This window comes from Trichocoleus desertorum AS-A10, assembly GCF_039962155.1.
Taxonomy (GTDB): Bacteria; Cyanobacteriota; Cyanobacteriia; order FACHB-46; family FACHB-46; genus Trichocoleus.
Genome location: NZ_JAMPKN010000017.1, coordinates 44,246 through 64,872 on the forward strand (window position 1 = coordinate 44,246; position 20,627 = coordinate 64,872).

The following is a 20,627-nucleotide window of genomic DNA, read 5'->3' on the forward strand; positions in this document are numbered from 1 at the left end:
GCTTGATTGCACTCATGCAGGTCGGGTTCTATAAAAAACGATCGCTCCTACTTCTACGTAGCGGGGCGATCGCTTACCTTTTGAAACTTGGTTTTACTGTACCTTGTATCAGACTACGCCTAACAGACCTGCATCAAATCAGTACAAATCTCCTAGTGCCTCTTTGCATCAGTGCTGGATGTGATTGATGAGTCAAGGTGGCTTAAGAAACTAAGCCGCCACGTAAAGCTCTCACAGCGGCCTGAGTGCGGTCATCGGCACAAAGCTTGTTGAGAATGTTGCGGACATGAGTTTTAACCGTGCCGACCGTGATGTAACATTGTGCGGCGATCTCAGCATTGGTACATCCTTCGACAATCAATTTGAGGACATCGAGCTCTCGACTCGTCAGCGGAGCCGATGCAATAACGCTGGCATACTCCTCATCCACCGCGATCGCTCTTGAGCTAAGCCCAGCAGCAACAGTGGTCTCTTGAGCCGCCTGCACCTGAGTGTTGTGCCTTAAGATGATACGGGCAATGGAGGGGTCAATCCAGTGGTTGCCGTGATAAGTACTTTTGATGGCTTCGAGCAGATGCGTTGTACTCACATTTTTCATGCAGTAGGAGTCCGCCCCGGCTCCAAAAGCCGCTAAAACTGCGGCTTCATCATCGTGCATCGTCAACATCAGCACTTTCGTTGCGGCAGCCTCAGGATGATTCTCGCTCCACCATTGCTTGAAGCGACGAGTCACCTCAGTACCATCTAGACCAGGCATATCAATATCGACTAGGGCGACATCGGATTGAGTCTCCATGAGTAAGGTCAAACCATCCGGACCATTAGCGGCTTCCCCGATTACCTCAACTCCTGCTTGAAAATTGAGCATCGTTCGGAGCCCCACACGAGTCAGGTCATGGTCTTCGATGAGAGCAACTCGAATCAAGGTCATGAGGGTAGCCTCTGGAGAATGTAACTTTTCAGCGTTCTCAACAATAGTTGTAGTAGCCACTCTACTGGCAAGGCTGGTGATCTGGAGCTAAGGCTCTAAAAGTTTTAATGCGCCCCAGTTTGTAGAATCAGGCTTAATTACCTGTCTAGGGAGAGGACTCGGAGTTGACTTCCGATTGGCTGGAAGCTAAGAGCTGAGATCGTCCCTTTTAGAAGCTCAACACCTCAAGAGGGGATAAAGGTGTGGGTGAATAGCCAAACAAGAGTAACTTGAGAAGTAGATGAGAGACCTGTAGCGTTCCACCCATTAGCTGTGGGTCTTGCTGTTTCCTGACTCACTTTTGTTTTTCACTAAAGTTGTAATTGCTTTGATGAGTTGATCTGGCTCAATCGGTTTGGCTAGATGCTGCTGAAACCCTGCTTGCAAAGCTTGCTGGTGGTTCAACTCTCCGGCATAGGCAGTCAGGGCGATCGCTGGAGTGTGCCCGCCCTGCTTTGGGGGTAAAGCTCTCAGTTGGTGCATCAGCATATAACCATTCATTTCCGGCATGCCAATATCACTGACAATGACATCTGGAATCAACTGCTCCAGGGCTTGCAACGCTTCTATCCCAGAGGCAACCGCTGTGACCTTGGCCCCATTTTGTTCTAGCAGAAAAGCTTGAAATTCGCGGGTATCTGTATCATCATCCACCAGCAAAATCTGAATGTTGTCTAAAGGCACTTTTGTTTCTATTTGAGTGCAGCTTAGCCGAGGGACAATCGAGGCTACTTGCGGCATGATAGGCAATTGCACCCTGAAAGTTGCACCTTGGTTCTCACCCCGGCTCTCTGCCCTAACTGTACCGCCGTGCATTTCCACAATTTGTCGTACGATCGCTAGACCCAGACCTAACCCTCCAAATCTGCGAGTGGTGGAGCCGTCTTCTTGCCGAAAATACTCAAACACATGCGGTAGAAACTTGGGATTAATGCCCTTGCCCGTATCGGTCACCCGAATCTGAGCCATTTGGGCAACTTGTCTAAGTTCAACCGTGACCTGTCCGCCGCTGGGTGTGAATTTAACGGCATTCGTCAGCAAGTTCCACAGGACTTGCTGGAGTCGAGCTGCATCCCCAAAGATGGGAGAGATGTCCGGGTCGAAGTCAAGCGCGACCGCAATATTCTTGGCATCTACTGCCAACTGCACGGTTTCAAGGGCCGCAGAAATCACAAACGCCAAACTGACGGGAGCGACCATTAAAGTCAGCTTGCCCTGCATGATGCGGGAGATGTCGAGCAAATCTTCAATCAGTTGCGATTGCAGCTTGGCATTGCGCTCGATCGTGGCTAGGGCTTCGGCTTGACGGGTAGCATTGAGTTTGCCGTTTTGCAGTAAGCGTGCCCACCCCAAAATCGGGTTGAGAGGCGATCTCAACTCATGCGACAGCACCGCTAAAAACTCATCTTTGATTCGATTCGCCCGTTCAGCTTCTTCGCGGGCAGCTTGTTCTTGTTGCAGAATTCGTTTGCGCTCAGTGATGTCTGCCAGTGCTCCCGGAAAGGCTAGTGGTTTGCCATCAGCTGTATACTCAACCCGACCTCGTGCCGCTAGCCAGCGCTGCTCACCCGTCGCTGTGTAGACGCGGTACTCAGTGCTGTATTCTTCGCCCGTTTCAAGGGCCTGATGAATCGCTGCGACCACTCGGGGGCGGTCTTCTTCATGTATCGCCTGCACAAATAGTTCGAGCGGCTTACCCTTCGCTGCCTCCGTTGGGTCAATGCCAAACAAGTGAGCAAAGGTTCGATTCCCGCTGACAAGATTTTCGGGGATATTCCATCGCCAGGTGTAAATCGCTCCTGCCATCAAAGCAGACTCCAATTGCACATGAGCCTCTCGTAGCTCAGCTTCCGTCTGCTGCCGCTCTAGTTCAGTGGCAATTCGGAGTGCAAAGATCGTGAGCAAGGATTCTGCCAGTTGCACCTGCTCCATTGGCTTGCCATCCATGACCCCTAACAACCCTAAAAGTGTGCCGTTGGAGTCAAAGCAGGGAATCGCTACATAGCTTTCAACTAAAAGTGGCTTCAGTAGGGGGGTGTTGGGGAATAGAGCTTGCACATTGCGTGGGTAGCAGCAAATTTTTCGTTGTTCAATGACCTCCCAGCAGGGCGTATCTTGCAGCGGGTATTCCAGGTTATCCACGAGCTGAGCGTGAGCGCAGGTAGCGATCGTTCTCAGCATTTTGGGCTCATCTCCCTCTAGTAAGCCGATGTAGGCATAATCTGCGTCTAAGGCTTTAGCAAGGTGCTGCACCAGAGTCGAGAAAAAAGTGTCTCCTGTGACCGTCGCCACAGCTTGAGTAATTTCTAGCAGTGCTACATCAACCTGAGCCATCCGATGAGCGGCCAATCGCAATTCCATTTCATCGACTACCATTGCTGCCAGGTCAACCAAGGTCGCTTGTTGCTTTGGGCTTAAGGGCGGGTGGGGTTGAGTATCGAGCAGACAGAGCGTGCCAAGGGTAAAACCGTCTGAAGTCAGGAGGGGGGCACCTGCGTAGAACCGTAGTCCTGGCTCACTTTGCACAAAAGGATTACAGGCAAAGCGTTCGTCTTTGCGGGTATCAGGAATAATCAGAGGCTCGTTCGTTAGCAGGGCAAAGTTACAAAGTGTCGTATCACGCGGAACTTCACAGGCATCGAAGCCAACGGAGGACTTAAACCAAGCTCTGGACTCATCTACTAGAGAAACTAGGGCAATGGGCAGGTCAAACAGCCGTGCTGCCAAGGTAGTAATGCGATCGAATGCGGTTTCTGAGGGAGTATCGAGAATCTTGTAGCGATGCAACATGCAACGCTGCCAACCGCTCAGTTTCGTTTGCCGGGAGGGGTGTAGTTACAAGCTTTTGAGGCAGTTGGTCAGTCATAACAACCGAGGAGGAAGATGAATCAGAATTGGGTTGATCATGAGCCATGAAGGCTGACTTTAGATTCTAGCCAATACGCTTAATCAAATTGGCGATCGCTTTTGAGTATCAGAATTCCCGATGATCCATAGAATTAGATGGCTTTATAGAGGTAAGCAATCAAAACTTTTCCGTTGCCATACGAAGGAGGAAACGCGGAAGTGTCTTTGGAAACTGAGAGGCGGTCGCCCTCCAGTGGCAGCTCTACCCCTTCTAGATACCGCTGAAAGACTAAAGGTAGCGAAGCTGAGTCATCCTGCATCGTTAATATGATCACTTTCCTTGGGGCAGCTTCGAGATACTTACGCATTATTAGATTTGCTTAATGATGCAAAACTCGATCCCACTCTAAAATTCTCTTGGAAGGGTAAATGTCAAAGGGTAGGTTTGGACACCCACTTCATGACTAATCCTTTATCTGTGCACCCCAGGTGAAAGGCCCACATGAATAATACAAACCCTAGTGTTTGGGTAGAAACACGCTTAGAGGCTACTTGGCAACTGAGCGCTCATAAGGAGGGTAGCTCGGGATGGTCGCCGGAGTTAGCCGCCTGGATGCGGTCAAAACCTGAAAGAGAGTTAACCCCTGAAGAACTAGATAGTATATTGCAGCTGAATTTTTGCAGCACCCTAGATGAATTAATTCGACGGATTAGTGAGCCTAAGTATTTGTAGGTTATCCCCTCTGGTTAAAACACAAAAGTTTTAGGTTTTTGTAGTGTATAGAAAAATTCTATTCACCGTAGAAGAAAAATAGTGAAGGATCAAGGGTCAATAAAACCAGCAATATTTCTGACTAGCCTGCGTAAAAACTGCCAAGCAAGACAATTCTAAGATGTAGTGGGCAAGCTAAACTAGCAAACTATAAGCTACTAGCTGTGCCCGCTGCCTGGGTAGATCCTTATCTGCTTAGAGAAGGTAGACATCAGCTTGTCGTTTTTTCACGCTTGTCTTAATAAAACCGTTTATGCGAACCAGTCAGCAAATTGAGATAGAAATTGAGCAGAAGTTTGGGTTCTTCCCTCCTTTTTTTTCTCCAGCTTTAGACACTCCTCAAGTCTTAGAAAATTTATGGCAACAAACCTGTTCTACGTACGTTGACAATCCGCTACCGACCCTATTTAAGGAGAAGTTGTCTGCTTATCTGTCTCGTTTCTGCCCGGTTCCGTACTGTTTAATATGCCATAGTTGTTCCCTGTGGGAATTAGGGATGCAAGCAAGAGAAATACTGAACCTGCTTGAAAGCCCTCCTCCCAGACCGCAGGATATACCTGAGCATCTTTGGTTACTGGCCGCCCACGATGAGCAACTCAACGTCTTATCCCAGTTAGATCCAGCCGTTGAAGAGAGTCTCCTTCAATGCTCAATTTTTATTGCCTTAAACACAGATGAGACTGAGACCTGTCGGCAGGAGTTACGCCGTCTCTTAGGGGCAGAGAACTACCAGTATTTGGTCACATTTATTGCCTATATCAAAACCTGCCATGCGTGGATGGAGGCATACCCAGAAGTCAAGTATGAAGCGGATAAACGAGTTCAAGACAATTTCGATAACTTGATTGCTGCGGAACCTAAGCTGGCTAACTTCTTCAAGAGTTACTGCGATATAGTCAAACATGAGACAGTCGGTTGGCTCGGGCACTCATTGACGGCAAGATTGTCAGCACAAGAGTTAGCTAATTCGCCACTGGCTCGCGCGTTTTGCTCTGCCTCAGATGGCATTTTGCTCAGTGATCCCAATCAACCTGACAATCCGATCATCTACTCAAATCCTGCTTTCTCCAAGTTGACAGGCTACCAACCAGAGGAGGTGATGGGTCGCAACTGTCGCTTTCTCCAAGGTCCAGAAACTAACCCAGAGGTTGTGTCGCAACTGCGTCAGGCGATCGCTCAACAGCAGGAAATTCAGGTTACCTTGCTGAACTATCGCAAGGACGGTCAGCCCTTTTGGAATGAACTGAAAATCGCACCTGTAAAGGAAGATACGGGTGAGCTACTCTATTTCGTGGGCATTCAAACCGATGTCACCGAGCGAGAACAGGCAGAAGCAGCAATGCAAGCGCAAGCAAGGCTGTTAGACCAATCCCAAGATGCCATCCTGGTGCTGAATTTAGAAAATCGAATTCTGTTCTGGAATAGTAGTGCCACTCGCTTATTTGGCTGGACAGGGACTGAAGCCGTAGGATGCTATATTGACGAGCTCCTGTTTGAGGCGTTTTCCCCCCAGCTCTGTCAAGCTCAAACCTCTGTGGTTGAGCAGGGCGAGTGGCAAGGTGAACTTCATCATCGAGCAAAAGATGGTCAGCCAGTCATGGTTGATAGCCGTTGGACATTAATTCATGACCAAGCAGGACATCATCAATCTGTTTTAGTCAGTAGCACCAATATCACTGAGAGAAAGCGGGTGGATGCTCAGCGCCAACAAACTCAACGGTTTGAAAGCATTAATACGATTGCCACGGGTATGGCCCATGATCTCAACAATGCCTTGGCCCCTATCCTGATGTCAATCCAGCTTCTCGCTGACAGGCTACCAGATGAACAGAGCCGGCAACTCTTGACGACCCTGGAAGCAAATACGAGACGCAGCGCTGATGTCGTGAAGCAAGTCTTATCCTTTGTGCGAGGAGTGGAGGGGGAAAAAAACACACTATGCCTGGAATCATGGCTTTTAGATATCGAACGTGTCCTGAAGCAAGAATTTCCTCGCAATATTCTAATTCGGACTCACATTGCATCTAATGTTTGGAGTATTTCTGGAAATCCAGCCCAACTTCAGCAGGTCCTCCTCAGTCTTTGCCAGAATGCCCGTGATGCAATGCCAGAGGGCGGAATCTTACGTATTTCAGCGGACAACGTTTGGATCGATAAAAATCTTGCTCGCACTAATGTAGATGCAAAGGTGGGGTCTTATATCGCGATTACTGTCTCTGATACAGGAATTGGGATACCGGTTGAAAACTTGAACCGCATTTTCGAACCGTTCTTTACCACTAAAGAGTTCGGCAAAGGCACTGGACTCGGGCTATCGATGGTCGTTGGAATCGTCAAAGGTCATGGAGGTTTTGTAGAGGTCGAGAGCGAAGTCGATAAGGGAACTCAACTCAAAGTTTACTTACCGGCTCAATCAACGCTTTCCCCTAACGGAGCTGCAATTCTTCTGGTTGAGCCTGACAGTGCATCTTGTGCAGTAGCACAAACAATCCTAGAACGGATTGGCTATCGAGTGCTAACTGCACAAGATGGAGTTGAGGCGATCGCCCTCTACGCGCAGCATCAATCTGAAGTTAAAACAGTCCTCATCAACCTATCAATCCAAGATCCTGACGTGGTCGCAACAATTCGGACATTACAACAAATAAATCCACAGGTTGTGCTTATTGCAGCCGATGAATTTGCATTGAAGGAGCAGCTTGAGGATGATGTCAAAGCAATGGTTACAGCCTTCTTGAACAAACCCTATACGGCAGAAGCACTAGCAGCAAAATTGCAAGAAGTCTCTGAAGCAATTCAGCCATAGAAATAGTTGTTGTGCATTCAAGGTCAAGTGGCTTTGTCGAGCATTTCCTTATGGAAATTGCTTCGAGCCATTGCTGACGGGTGACACCTTATAAGGAATAAACCACCGGGTTAAGGGCTAATCGTTCTAGTGAAGGTTAGCCCTCTCTACCAACCGAGCGATCGTTCTGTTTCTCGCAAAGACGTTTTTATACCAGTAAATACGCAAGCTACATCCATAAACCGAAAAAACTTTTAAGAAAATCCGAAGCCGTTCCGTAAAAGCTCTAGCCTAATCAATCCCTTGAATTGACTACAGTTCGAGGCTGGAAATCAAAAATGTTACGGAATTATTACGTTTGAGTGTTGCTAGATACAACTAAAGTCGTGTCGTGAATAATTGTGTTTATTGATACAAAGTTTTTAGATTAACAAGGCGAAATCAGTTGGATAACAAAGACGAGCAACCAAAAAGTCTGCAACATGTTGAGCAGGAAGGACTGCTTCAGCGAATTACAGACAGAATTCGTCAGTCTCTGGAACTTAAAGAGATCTTGACCACAACGGTGCAAGAGATTGGTTTCTTTTTGGGCACGGCTCGCATCAAGATCTATCAATTCCACCCGGATGGTCACGGTCAAGTAGTCGCAGAAGCCATTGACGATCATCGTCTCCCTTCTTTACTGGGCTTACATTTTCCCGCCAGCGATATTCCTACGGTGGCTCGCGAAATGTTCCTCAAGGCGCGTCAGCGCGTGATTGTGGATGTGGCTTCCCACCGGAAGGTGATGAATCAATTAGATAGCCCCAAAACTGGAGAACCACGACTGATAGAAGACGTTCGCTGTGCACCTGTAGACCCATGCCATATTCAGTACCTCAGGGCGATGGGGGTGAACTCTTCTTTAACCGTACCGATTCTGCATCAAAATCAACTTTGGGGCCTGCTCGTCTCTCACGATACGGAACCTCGCTCGTTTTCAGAACGGGAGTTGCGCGTGGTTCAACTCCTCGTGGATCAAGTTTCCATCGCGATCGATCAAGCTTATCTGCTCAGCCAAGCCCAACAACAAGCGGTTCACGAGGCAGTCCTGAGCCGCATCAGTGGCTTCATTCATTCCTCATTGAACTCGGAAGCGGTGAACCAGGCGATTTTAGAGCAGGCTATTCAGGCTCTCCGAGGCTCCGGGGGACGGCTCTACATCTCTAGGAATGAGATGGGCCAAGCTAGTCAGCTCTATGCTTGGGGGACGCAGCCGGCTCCCTTCCAGATGGAAGAAACTGCGCTCTGGCAACAGATGGTGGGCGGCTCACACCCGAATTCAACCTTCACTGACTCTCAAAATGATGGTTTCTCCTCGGCTTACACCATTGTTGATCTCTATCAAGCACCGGCACGGGAGTCCCTACTCCCAGCTTTTCAGTCCACCTCGATTCGGTCAATCCTGATCGTCCCCCTGCAATATCAGCAACAGCGGGTGGGATACCTGAGCATTTTCCGCGATGAAATTGAGACTGAAACGCTGTGGGCAGGCCAGCTTGATCCAGACCAGCGGAATCTTCGCCCTCGGCAATCGTTTCAAGCTTGGCGAGAAATCAAACCTGGGCAAACTCTGCCTTGGAGTTCGGGGGAACTGAAGCTAGCACAAGCACTCGGCAATCAATTTTATATTGCTGTCATGCAAAGGCGAGTAGACGCAATGCTGCGCCACCAAGCCTCCCATGACCACCTCACTGGTTTGCCCAATCGCTTATTGCTCCATGAGCGACTTTCCCTGGCTCTGGCCCACGCTAACGATCAGGGGAGAATGATTGCAGTCGCCCTACTCGACCTCGATCGCTTCAAAACAATCAACGACTCGCTGGGTCATACCATTGGCGACCGGGTCTTGCAAGAAGCCGCCCAGCGGCTCAGCGATTGCCTGCCTGAGGTAGATACGATCGCTCGTTGGGGAGGCGATGAATTTGCCGTTCTGATGACCGAAATTCGATGTGCAGAAGATGTCCTGGAGGTTGCTCAACGCATTCTCAGTGCCATCAATACTCCCTTTACCTCTAACCATCAGGACCTGCATCTCACCGCTAGTATTGGCGTTGCTTTTGCGCCCTACGATGGAGAAGATGCCCAGACTTTGCTGAAGCACGCCGACACGGCGATGTACCATGCTAAGCAACAGGGCAAGAATAATTGCCAGCTCTACGACACTCTGATGAACACCAAGGCTCTGGAGCAGTTGGTGTTAGAAAATAGCCTCTACAAAGCGTTAGATCGAGAACAGTTTGTCCTACATTATCAACCTCAAATCTCTCTAGACAGTGACCAACTCATTGGAATGGAAGCTTTGCTGCGCTGGCAGCACCCCGACCTCGGAGCCATTCCTCCCAGTCGATTTATTCCGCTCGCAGAAGAAACCGGACTGATTATCTCGATTGGAGAGTGGGTCCTCCGCACCGCTTGTGCTCAAAATCGGGCCTGGCAATTAGCGGGTTTAGCACCTTTGCGGATCGCGGTGAATCTCTCGGCTCGACAGTTCCAACAACAGAATTTAGTGCAAACCATTGCTGAAATTCTTACAGAGACAGAGCTGGAGCCTCAGTACCTAGAAATAGAAATTACAGAAACGACAGTTGTGCAGGATGTGGATTTTACAATTTCCCTCCTCCAGCAACTCCGCGAAATCGGGGTCCACATCTCCATTGATGATTTTGGCACGGGGTACTCTTCGTTCAGCGCCCTCAAGCGCTTCCCCCTGAGCACGCTGAAAATCGACCAATCCTTCATTCAAGATGTCACGCATAGTCATACAGATGCCTCCATTGTGAATGCCATCATTGCCCTGGGGCATGGATTAGGGCTCGAGGTGATTGCAGAGGGAATTGAGACCTCTCAACAGCTAGAGTTTTTACGTTCAGTCAAGTGTGATGCCATCCAAGGTTACTTATTCAGCCCGCCGCTGACCACAGAAGCTGCCACGCAATTTTATGTACGGCGCACCTTGGAGCAACTGGCAAGCCAGTCAATGCTGAAAGAGACGAGTCAGCCCGTGCTGCCAGTGCCCTACCCTGAAAATGAGCGCCAACGCCTCGAAGCTCTCTATCAATATCAGATTCTGGATACGGCTCCCGAAGCTGACTTTGATGACTTAACTCGCTTAGCGGCCCAAATTTGTCAAAGTCCGATTGCTTTGATTAGTTTACTGGATGACAAGCGGCAATGGTTCAAATCAAAAGTGGGCTTAACCATCACTGAAACGCCCCGGGAGATGGCTTTTTGCAACCATGCCATTTTGCACAACCAGCTGTTGATGGTTCCAGATGCGTTAGGGGATCGACGATTTGCTAAAAATCCCCTGGTTACCCAGGAACCCCACATTCGGTTTTATGCGGGCGCTCCTTTGCTCACAGCAGACGGGTTTGCCTTAGGGACGCTGTGCATCATTGACTACATCCCTCGAGAGTTGAGCTTCGAGCAGCAAGAGGCCCTCAGGATTCTCGCCCAGCAGGTCGTGACGAAACTAGAGTTTCATCGTCATCGAATCAACCACAGCCAATTGGAGGAAAAACTCAGGCAGGCTCAGAAGGTTGAACTCACCAACCAACTCCTTGAAAGAGAGATCACACTTTGTAAACGCTCCGAAGAGGTTCTAGTTGAGCAAGCGCATCTCGCAGTCTTCGCCGCTCAAGTGAGCGCTGCCCTCGGTAAAAGTGACAAACTGCCAGTGATTTTGCAGCAATGCGTTGAGATGCTGGTTCAACATCTGGATGTGGCTTTTGCCCGGATCTGGATCATCCCAGATGAAGAGAGTGACGTACTCAGACTCCAAGCCAGCGCAGGTTTATACACTCATCTAGATGGTCCTCATAGCTTAATTCGGATGGGCCACCTCAAGATTGGTCGGATTGCCAAAACGGGTCAGCCACACCTAACCAACGACGTGCTGAACGATGCTGAAATCAGCGACCCAGAATGGGCCCAGCGAGAAAACTTAGTGGCTTTCGCGGGCTATCCCTTAATCGCTCACAATCGGGTGGTAGGTGTCATGGCTCTGTTTGCTCGTCAATCCCTGGCCGATACCGTCCTGACTCAGCTAGCTGTCCTAGCGGAGGGGATGGCTCATTGTATTGAACACAAGCAAATTGAGGAGATGGTCCGGCAGCAGACCCGCTGGGAACGCCTGGTTTCAGAAATTTCCCAACGGCTTCGCCAATCTCTTAACTTGGATGAAATCTTAAACACCACGGTGCAGGAAGTTCGCAACTTCTTGCAGACAGATAGAGTCATCGTTTACCGCTTCAAGCCAGACTGGAGCGGAGTTGTGACGATGGAAGCGGTGGCAGAGGGTTGTCGGCCAATTTTGAAAACCACGATTGACGAACCCTGCTTCAGAAACACTTACGTTTCGTACTATCAGCAAGGGAGAACCCGCGCGATCGCTGATATCTATGAAGCCGACTTAAGTCAGTGCCATCTAGATTTGTTAGTCCAATTCCAAGTCAGGGCTAACTTGGTCGTGCCCATTTTGCAAGGCGAACAGTTATGGGGATTGCTAATTGCTCATCACTGCCAGAGCCCTCGGTCCTGGCAGCAAATCGAAATCAGTTTGCTCAGCCAATTGGCAACTCAAGCTGCGATCGCCATTCAACAGTCGGAGATGTATCAACAGTTAGAACAACTCGCGACTTCCGATGGTCTGACTCAGCTGGCGAATCGACGATGTTTTGATGCATTTCTCAGCCGGGAATGGCAGCAGTTGGAGCGGGCCAGCTTGCCCTTATCCCTGATTCTATGTGACATCGACTTTTTCAAGACCTACAACGATGCCTATGGTCATCCCGCCGGCGATCGCTGTCTCCAAGCAGTCGCTCAAGCGATTCGCGTTACCATTAGCCGCTCCAGCGATTTAGTGGCCCGCTATGGGGGCGAGGAATTTGCCATCATTTTGCCCAATACCTCGCCTGAAGGAGCGGTCCGAGTGGCAGAGAAAATCCAAGCCGCGGTTCAAGCGTTACAGATTCCCCATGGCAACTCTCAGGTTAGCCAGTACGTGACTTTGAGTGTCGGGGTATCTAGCACCACTCCTACCTATGCCACCTCTCCAGAAATGTTAATTGCCACCACGGATCAAGCACTGTATCGAGCCAAAGCTCAAGGTCGTAATTCCATTGTTTTCCAGTCTCTCCTTTTTTAAGAGGTCAATGAGCTTGGGGCGATCTCTAAAGTCTACAATCACTGGCTTGGCAAAAGTAGATGTAAATTTTTATACAAGCTATTTGCCTTAAACAGGAGTGGGAACTCTAAGACTAAATGGAGGTTGTGCAAATCCTAGGAGGTACAGCAGATGTATGACTATGAGCTCCTGCATCGGTACTTAGAAGGCGAGCGGGACTTTCAAGCCGCTAACCTGAGTCGGCTCAATCTTGCCGGCGCTAGTCTAGCTGGAATTAACCTCTCCGCTGCTAACTTAGTGGCCATCAATCTAGGCTCGGCTTATCTCCCAAGCGTTAATCTCAGTCGGGCCTTACTTACATCTGCCAACCTAGGTCAAGCTTTTTTGTATGGAGCCAACCTGAGCTTTACCAAACTGGGATCTACCAATTTGGCTGAGGCAGATTTAACCAAAGTGAATCTCAAAGGAGCATTTCTCGTCAAAGCTAATTTGAGTCATGCCAAGTTAAGCGGCGCAAATCTGGCTGGGGTCAACTTAAGCGCTGCCAACTTGCAAGGGGTGAACTTGTGTAGTGCCGACCTACGCGGCATCAACTTGCGCTCAGCTAACCTGAGCGGAGCGAACCTCAATTGGGCCAACTTGAGTGGTGCCAGATTGAGCGGAGCCAACTTAAGCGGGGCGAGCTTAAATGGCATCAAGCTGAGCCAAGCTTACTTGAACGGCGTGGATTTGAGTGGCATAGACCTTAACGGAATTAACTTAAGCGAGGCCAAGCTCAGTGGGGCTAATTTGCGCGGAGCCAACCTGAATGCTGCCAACCTCAACGAAGCGCAATTACGAGCGGCCAGTTTGATCCGGGCCAGTCTGCGAGCTGCCACCTTAAAGGGAGCTAATTTGCAGGGTGCTGAGTTAGCAGAGGCAGATTTTCAGCAAGCAATCTATGACGAAGCTACCCAGTTTCCGTCAGACTTTACTCCCCTGACCCGAGGAGCCCACTGTGAGGACGAGTTACTTTCGGCTTGAAAGGGTGGAACTGGGGGCTGGCAACGACTCATGTAAAAATCAGTCGCTCACTTAAGGGAGTGTAAATGCTTTCCAAATTTGCTCATCAGTCGAGTAACTTGTCGCTTCTGTTAATAGGCTTGCGGAGGTCGAGTAGTTGCCCGAGAGACGCAATAACTCAAGGAATGTTATGGGTGATTTTCTAATTAGACTTGAAATCTTCAAGAAGTTTCCTGGTAAGTCTAGAGAGACGGTTGAACTATCAGACTGGGTTGAACCAATCAATGAGGCTTAGTTTGTCGAGTAGGGAGGACTCCTCCCTACTCGACAAACTAAGCCACTTTACAATTTGCTGGTTGGCAGGTCGAGGTTTCCAGGGTTATTTTGTATCCTGACTGGAAGAACAAAACAGGAATTACGGGAAAACCCCCTATTTCAGCGGCGCTTAGTATCATCAGCATTCCGCCAGAAAGATAGGAATCTTAGGGGTTTTCTGATTTCAAACATGATTTTCTGAGCATGCCTTTGCTAGATGTGGCTCAGTCGGTGAGCCAAAATTCCAGACAATCACAACTCAAAAGCTAAGAGCCGCGATCGCCCCCTCCATCTGTATCTCCGTAACCTCTAAATACCGTTGAAGCGCCTGCAAGCTGCGGTGCCCGGATATTTCCTGAATCACCCGCAGCGGCACCCCAGAACTACTCATCTGGGTCAAAGCAGGGCTCTTCCGAGCTTTTGGTGATCAAGGATATGTTGGGAGACTGAGATTCGTTGCACCCTAACGACTGAGTTAGGATGCCAGGATGAAGCGTTTGCTGAGTAATTCTAATCCCGCTCGTCCATACATTTGCCGTTTCAGTAGCTTCAATCGGTTGTTTAACCCTTCGACGGGACCATTACTCACATTCGACATCATGCTCGCTTTGACAGCCGCATAGTCATCCAAAAGACCTGCTGCAAAGCTTTGGAAAGGCTTGAATGAGCTTTTGAGCGCCTTCATCAGCCAAGCTTCCAATGCTTCTCCTTGACGCTGACGCAGCATTCGTAAGAATTCATCTGCTAACTCCACTGCAATGGCTAGGTCTGGATGCTGTGCGACTACCTGCTGCATGAGTTCCTGGTCCGCACGCGCTCGATTCTCCTGTCGCTTCACAATCAAGTAGCTGGCTCGACGGGCCGTCAAGGGCGGAGACTGCGGATCAACCACTTTCACTGAGCTTTGAGGGGAATGGCCTGGTTTGGTAGGCAGACCCTGAGCCTGACGCAGTTGACTAATGTAGCGAGTCAGCGTCCGCTCACTGCCCTGGTATCCCTGCTGCTGGAGTAAGTTGACCAGCAACGTCGGTTGCCTGATGCCTCCATTCCACCACTTCAAGAGCATCGGTTTGTAAGGGTCCAGGACACTTCTGCCAAACGATTTGCGATGCGGCAAGGTGGCAGGTAAGTCTGGTAGCCTCAGGTAACGTCTCACAGTTCTTACACTGACTCCGACGGCTTGGGCAATGGCGATTTGAGACCATTGTTGCTGATGCAACTTTTTGACCTGCTGTTGTTGCTCAACCCGTTTTCCATGAGCTGCCTGGAAGCGAGCTTGAGCCTTTGCCGTTGCGGTGGGCTTAGCCCTGATGATGACTACTTCAGGGGCAGTCGCAGGCGGGCGCTGCTGTTGCTCAATGGCTTTGAGCTCAGCGCTATAGCTGCTGAGCACCTTTTCCAGAGTCTCAACTAAGTTTTGCACGAGGTGAAATCGGTCAGCCACCTGCAAAGCATTGGGTGCACCTTGGTTCATGCCACTGCGGTAGACCTTGGAACGGTCCCGGGACAAAACCTCTACCCCCGGATGCTGTAACAACCAATCTGCTAAGGTTTCGGCTTTACGATCTCCGAGTAGAGCGATGGGTTGATGCTGCTCTAGATCAACCAGGATGGTGCCGTATTGCCGTCCCCGACGAAAAGCAAAATCATCTACACCCAGCAGTTTGGGCACCTCAAAGTGGGGCAAGGGCAACTGTTTCAGATGGTTCAATAGCGTGCTGCCACAAGCCTGATAGCCAAGTTGCTCAACTAGATGTGTTCCTGCGGCCCCGCCTAAAGCTAAACCAATGCTCTGCAACCTTTGGACTAAGCGAGCGGTTTTTCTGGCCCAAGGAGCTGCAATCTTTGGAATCCGTTCCGTGAAAATCCGCCGGATGCAAGCTGAATTGCGGCAGAAGAATTTACGGACTTTGAGTTGAAGAGTGAGGCGATATTGAGCTAAGGTCAAATCCTGTAATGTTCGCTGATAACGGCTATGAACACGACTGCTCAAACTCCTGCAAACTGGGCATGAAGCAGTCGTTTGTGTAGAAGCAACGGTGGCCTGCAAATGGGCATCCGCTACATTCAGATGCCAATGCTTTAGCCGAATGTGTTGGGTGTCTGGCAGAAAATGTTGAAGGAGTTGCACGACCTCTGAAAACCTAAGACAAGGGATATCTCGATCATGTCGTAGGATCACCAAAAGCTCGGAAGAGCCCAAAGCAGTTCGTCTAAAACTGTGAGTGCTAACTCCCACTAACCCCAAGCGATCGCACGTCTCCCTAAGAATCTCATCCGCTGACTTGGGATTGATGTGTCCGCGCCCGTGCCGTCCGGGAAAGAGATACTGCTTGCCCGCACCCACCCGATATGTTTCCAGGTATCCTTTTAGAACCAAATTGATCGGAATCTGCCGCGTCTCCTGCTTCCCCTTCGTGTTGGCCTTACGAAGCGTCATCTTTGCCCTTACACCTGCTGCATCATAAGCATCGGTGGTGAGCATTGAGCAGGCTTCACTGATACGACAACCCGTGTAGAGGCAGATGCCGAAGAGGGCACGATCGCGATCGCCTTCAAACGCCTCGAACAATTTTCCAATTTCATCAGATGTCAAAACTTTGGCTTGACCGTGACCGTCTACTTTCACTCCAGCAGCCTCAACAGTTACCCGAAGTAATCCTAATTTCTTCAGGTAAAGCAGTCAAACTATTGATGCACCGTTGTTACATCCAAACCGAGCGAAGCAGTTAACTCCAGCTTATCGATCGCTCTCTTCCCAAAAAGGCTGAAACCCTCATTCTGTCGTTAATCGATAAGTTTTACTTAATTCGTTCCATTCCCGCTCCTCCAGTTCTTGGTAAGGCAATAATAAAGTAGCTTCAATCTCCTGCCGCACGGTAGCTGTCACGTCACAGTTGCTATTCAGGCAATCAAGCAACAATTGGTTGGCATTGTAGTACTGCTGCAATTTTTCTTGCTGTTCTAAGCTAAAGTGCCAATCCCGCTGAGTGTGGCAATACTGGGCGATCATTGCAGCAGGCTGGGGAGGAGCGGTCAGCGACTTCTGGCTGACCGAAGCTAAAAACTCTTGCAAGTAAGGATCGTCAGCTACGATCGCGTCAATGTGCTGCTTCATCAACTGCAAGAGGGAATCTGCACTCCGCAGCATCGCAACGGTTAACAAAAAAACTTCTCGCCAACGTGGTTCAGTGATGTGACTGACAAGCCATTCTAACGAGCGATTAGAAGCTTGTAGATTGTGACTCGCAACAATGTTTCGAGCCATCAAATATTCTTGAAAAGCTTGATCACAGAAGGAGAAAATTCCTTGCCCTCGTTCTACTAACACGCCATGCTGTAGCTCGATCGCCTTGAGGATGCCTTGACTTTCTAGCTGCAATTCCTCTAGTTCGAGCGCAGCATTCGGCAACGCTTGGATGTAGTCACTAATTTGTTGTTCAACAACTTGTTGCGCAAAAAAGTAATCTCCTTGCTCAAACGTAATGGAGGCAATTTGACTCAGCAGCTTGAGCTTCTGAACCAATGAAAAACCGTGATAGATTTCGTCGCGCTCGATGCCTCTAGTTTCGTCCCATTGGCCGAGTAGAAGATCTAAACATTGCTTGTAAAACTCCGATCGCTTTATGGGAAACCTGCCCCGATGATGAAACACCCAACAAGCGAGGTGAAGAAACAGCGGCGTCACCGTCAGTCTCCGAAAGGGCAAATTTTCAGGTAAATTGAGTTCTTCAACAAACTGAGCTGCTTGGTTTTGACCAGCTTGAGTCGTTGTCTTCGATAGAGTTGTAAACCACTTTTGAGCAAAAGCCACAATTTGCTCTTGCGTAAACGGAGCGATCGCCACATCTGTAAAGCGTCCGAGATTAACCGCTCTCGTCGTGGTGCGGCAAGTGACTACAAACAGATTCTTCTGATACTTTTCAGAAAGTCTGCGAATCTCTTTAACCACCGCTTTGCGCGCTTGATGGAGGACTTCATCTAAGCCGTCGAGCAGCAGCAATACTCTGCCCTCACGCAATAAGGTTTCAAGGATGGACGAATCTGAAAGACCTGAAGTGAGAAATTCTTCCTGGATATAGTTCAGCAAGCTAAACTCGCCTGTTATGGACTCGTCCGCAAAATCTCTCAAGCCGACGAAAACTGGAACTCGATTGGCAGCAAAGCAGCCTTGGTTGCACCGAATCGCCAAATGTTGCAAAAAAGTTGTTTTACCCGCACCTAGCTTTCCCAGCACCCGCAGCTTTGAGTAAATTTCGACAGCTTGGACACCCTCAATCTGGATTTGAGCGACTTCCCCCAAGCCAACTCGATCAAATTCTTGGGGCGTAGAGTGCTGCAAATCAGCCAACTCCAGCCACTGCTGACTCGGAATCTCCTCCAGGATGTTGGCATCAATATAAATGTCGTCAATTTTGACAGGGCGGCTCATGTCTAATAGCTGTAAAATACCGCACTGCTCCTGAATTTTGTCCTGACGCTGCGATCGCACCTGTCGTACCAGTGTACTAATGTCTGCGATCGCAACGCTCTCAGTTTTGTCATTCGGAAATTCTGCGGGAGGATCAACCGCAACTTCTCGCCAATCGAGATCCAAAACCAAACAAAGTTCTTGGAAAACCTGACGCTCAATCGGCTGCCCAGTAAAAAACCGCCAGACGGATTGGCGCGTCTTTAAGCCAACTTCCCCCGCCAGGTTTTCTTGCGTCCATCCCTTTAGGGCAAAAGCCTGTTTGGCTTGTTGAATTCCGGGCAAAGATGCCTGGAGCGATCGCTTGACCATGAGATCAACCCTTTGGCCTTCACCTCAAGAATTTATCTACCCACCCCCATGAACTTACAATTTTTCTTCGTGCTAGTGATCCACCACCTGACTGAATTTGCCTTTTCCTAAAAGATTCTTTTAGGAAAAGGCCCTTGAATACAGTCGCAAGTGTTGAGTAATAGCCCTCTAAAACGACAAAAAAACGATCACTCCTCTACATACCCAGAGGCGCGATCGTGACTTCTTAATGAGATGCCCTTCATTCAATCAGGAAAATCAGGGATTAAATCAGTACCCACAAGCGATTGTTCTAGAATCTCCCGACCTACTTGCGTCCCACTCGCTAAAGACCTCAGCAGAGATGTTGGAGGTTTCATGGGTAGTGGTGAAATGCTTCACAAGTCTACTCTAGGACTACCTAAGGCTTAGGTAACGATTGCGATCGCCTCTTCCAGCATAACAAACTAAATAGTTGGCGATTAGACTGGGCACAATCGTTGAAGCATTAGCCTCAACTGTTGCCCATCTTCCAGATAAGACACATACTCATTGTCACCCACCTGCATGTCTTGACCTTCAAGGTCTGGCCCATAACGCTCTGCCAAGATGACAATTGGAGCCCGGCTATCGAGAACCGTGTGTTGGCGAATCTGCTGCCCAATGGCGATAGAATGCTCGATCGATTGGTTGTATTGATTGAGCAAGATCAGGTCAAAGCGATCGCGGCCTCCTTGCACTCGTTGCAGAGCGTCGGCTTCATCGATTGCTAAGGTGACTTGATAGCCCCAGGCCTGGAGGTTTTGCTTCAGCAAAGGTCGAACCTCATCATCCGGTTCAAAGACAAAAATTCGCCGGGATGGACGGCTCGTGGATTCATCGTTTTGGCTAAGAGTCATTGAAATGATGCAAAGTGCAATGAGGTGACGTTTTTTTTACCCAACAAGCGATCGTATTCCGCCTTGGTTCTTTTGAAGCATTCGCAAGCAGAAGCTTCTAGCCCACCCTGATTGAGGATTTGGACATCTCCCCGCCGATATCGAATTAGTTTTCGCTCTTGCAGCTTTTGGGCGACCTGCGTTACCCCGGCACGCCGCACCCCCAGCATCACCGAGATAAACTCCTGCGTCAGCGGCAGATGATCCGAGTCAATTCGCTCTTGGACTTCCAAGAGCCAACGTGGTAGGCGTTGTTCTAGCTTGTGGAGTGAGTTGCAGGCCGCCGTTTGCGAGACCTGCGCCAGAAATGCCTGGCTATAACGTAGAAGCAGGTCGTGCAGTTCACCATGGCGATTGAACTCCTGTTGCATGACGTGAGCCTCAATTTTCAGGGCGCTGCCTGCCCCTTGGACCATGTACTCGGTTTGAGTCATTTCGCGATTGCCCATCAAGGCGTTAATGCCCAACACGTCCCGATTCCCCACAATTCCGACCTCTGCGGTCGCTCCATTTTGCATGGTGAGGGTGATAGAGAAGAGACAGTCAATCGGGAAATAGAGATGAGATAAGGGCTCACCAGGACGGTGAATGACTTCAGCTAGCGCTAAGGTGACTCGGCTCAGATGAGGCTTCAGGCGATCGAGTACATCCGCTGAGAGCACAGCCAGGATTTGATTTTCAGCGGTCATAAAAGCCCTCAGGGTGGGTACGGAAGAGGCTCTTTGTAGAACACATCTCAGAATGAGTAGTCTACCGCTTTCAGTCACAGGCAGGGTCGTCCTTGTATAGCAATGGAAGAAAAATGGTCGTCAAGGCTGAAAAGCTTGCTGCTTGGAGCTTCCAGCAATCACCTTAATTTGGCACATAATAGCTTGAGCTGTCCCAGTCTTAACTGTTTCTGGAGCAGTTGATGCTGTAAAAGCCTGATTTTGCGTTCGTCCAGTCCTCTTACTGCAACTAGACCAAACACCGTCAGTGGGACCGTTGATCCTTCGCGACCATTTTTTCTCGTCTGCTATACAAAGGCGAGGCTGACCAGGGAAATATCAAGGTGCAAGCAGTGCTAGAG

General features: G+C 49.4%; 11 protein-coding genes and 1 pseudogene. 3 read left to right on the forward strand and 9 right to left on the reverse strand.

Translation table 11 applies throughout. The annotated features are described in order from the left end of the window. Nucleotides 1-202: 202 nt before the first annotated feature. The 3 genes from NDA01_RS19910 to NDA01_RS19920 form a co-directional block, all read right to left on the reverse strand. A complete protein-coding gene (locus NDA01_RS19910) occupies nt 203-931 on the reverse strand; it encodes a response regulator (RefSeq protein WP_348229323.1) in 729 nt (242 codons plus the stop codon). Nucleotides 932-1,237: 306 nt separating this feature from the next. Further along, the gene (locus NDA01_RS19915; protein ID WP_431193467.1) at nt 1,238-3,760 is read right to left on the reverse strand and encodes an ATP-binding protein; all 2,523 of its coding nucleotides are present in this window, start codon (nt 3,758-3,760) and stop codon (nt 1,238-1,240) included. 209 nt (nt 3,761-3,969) lie between these two features. Then, nucleotides 3,970-4,137 carry a hypothetical protein gene (locus tag NDA01_RS19920; RefSeq protein ID WP_348229324.1) on the reverse strand — a complete coding sequence of 56 codons (168 nt, stop codon included), beginning with the start codon at nt 4,135-4,137 and terminating at the stop codon, nt 3,970-3,972. Between the two features lie 705 nt (nt 4,138-4,842). Here NDA01_RS19920 and NDA01_RS19925 point away from each other — a divergent pair. From NDA01_RS19925 to NDA01_RS19935, 3 genes are all read left to right on the forward strand, one after another. After that, nucleotides 4,843-7,395, forward strand: coding sequence for a hybrid sensor histidine kinase/response regulator (locus NDA01_RS19925; protein ID WP_348229325.1), 2,553 nt, complete (start codon nt 4,843-4,845; stop codon nt 7,393-7,395). Between the two features lie 424 nt (nt 7,396-7,819). After that, nucleotides 7,820-12,562, forward strand: a complete 4,743-nt coding sequence (locus NDA01_RS19930) for a diguanylate cyclase domain-containing protein (protein WP_348229326.1) — start codon at nt 7,820-7,822, stop codon at nt 12,560-12,562. A gap of 150 nt (nt 12,563-12,712) precedes the next feature. Further along, entirely contained in the window at nt 12,713-13,564 is an 852-nt protein-coding gene (locus tag NDA01_RS19935; protein ID WP_190558173.1) for a pentapeptide repeat-containing protein, read from the forward strand. 553 nt (nt 13,565-14,117) lie between these two features. Here NDA01_RS19935 and NDA01_RS19940 read toward each other — a convergent pair. The 6 genes and pseudogenes from NDA01_RS19940 to NDA01_RS19960 all read right to left on the reverse strand — a co-directional run bounded on the left by NDA01_RS19940 (nt 14,118) and on the right by NDA01_RS19960 (nt 20,247). Further along, nucleotides 14,118-14,249, reverse strand: a complete 132-nt coding sequence (locus NDA01_RS19940; RefSeq protein WP_431193468.1) for a hypothetical protein — start codon at nt 14,247-14,249, stop codon at nt 14,118-14,120. 84 nt (nt 14,250-14,333) lie between these two features. Then, complete coding sequence (locus NDA01_RS19945; RefSeq protein ID WP_431193469.1) at nt 14,334-15,989, reverse strand: ISL3 family transposase; 1,656 nt, start codon at nt 15,987-15,989, stop codon at nt 14,334-14,336. Nucleotides 15,990-16,073: 84 nt separating this feature from the next. Further along, a pseudogene (locus NDA01_RS31945) lies at nt 16,074-16,487 on the reverse strand (tyrosine-type recombinase/integrase); the annotation flags it as partial. Nucleotides 16,488-16,634: 147 nt separating this feature from the next. After that, on the reverse strand, nt 16,635-18,641 hold the full coding sequence (locus NDA01_RS19950) for an NACHT domain-containing protein (protein WP_348229328.1): 2,007 nt from the start codon (nt 18,639-18,641) through the stop codon (nt 16,635-16,637). Between the two features lie 461 nt (nt 18,642-19,102). Continuing rightward, nucleotides 19,103-19,519 carry a PleD family two-component system response regulator gene (locus tag NDA01_RS19955; protein ID WP_348229329.1) on the reverse strand — a complete coding sequence of 139 codons (417 nt, stop codon included), beginning with the start codon at nt 19,517-19,519 and terminating at the stop codon, nt 19,103-19,105. Then, on the reverse strand, nt 19,516-20,247 hold the full coding sequence (locus NDA01_RS19960) for a Crp/Fnr family transcriptional regulator (RefSeq protein WP_348229330.1): 732 nt from the start codon (nt 20,245-20,247) through the stop codon (nt 19,516-19,518). Before NDA01_RS19960 ends, NDA01_RS19955 begins: the two co-directional genes overlap by 4 nt. Between the last annotated feature and the right edge of the window lie 380 nt (nt 20,248-20,627).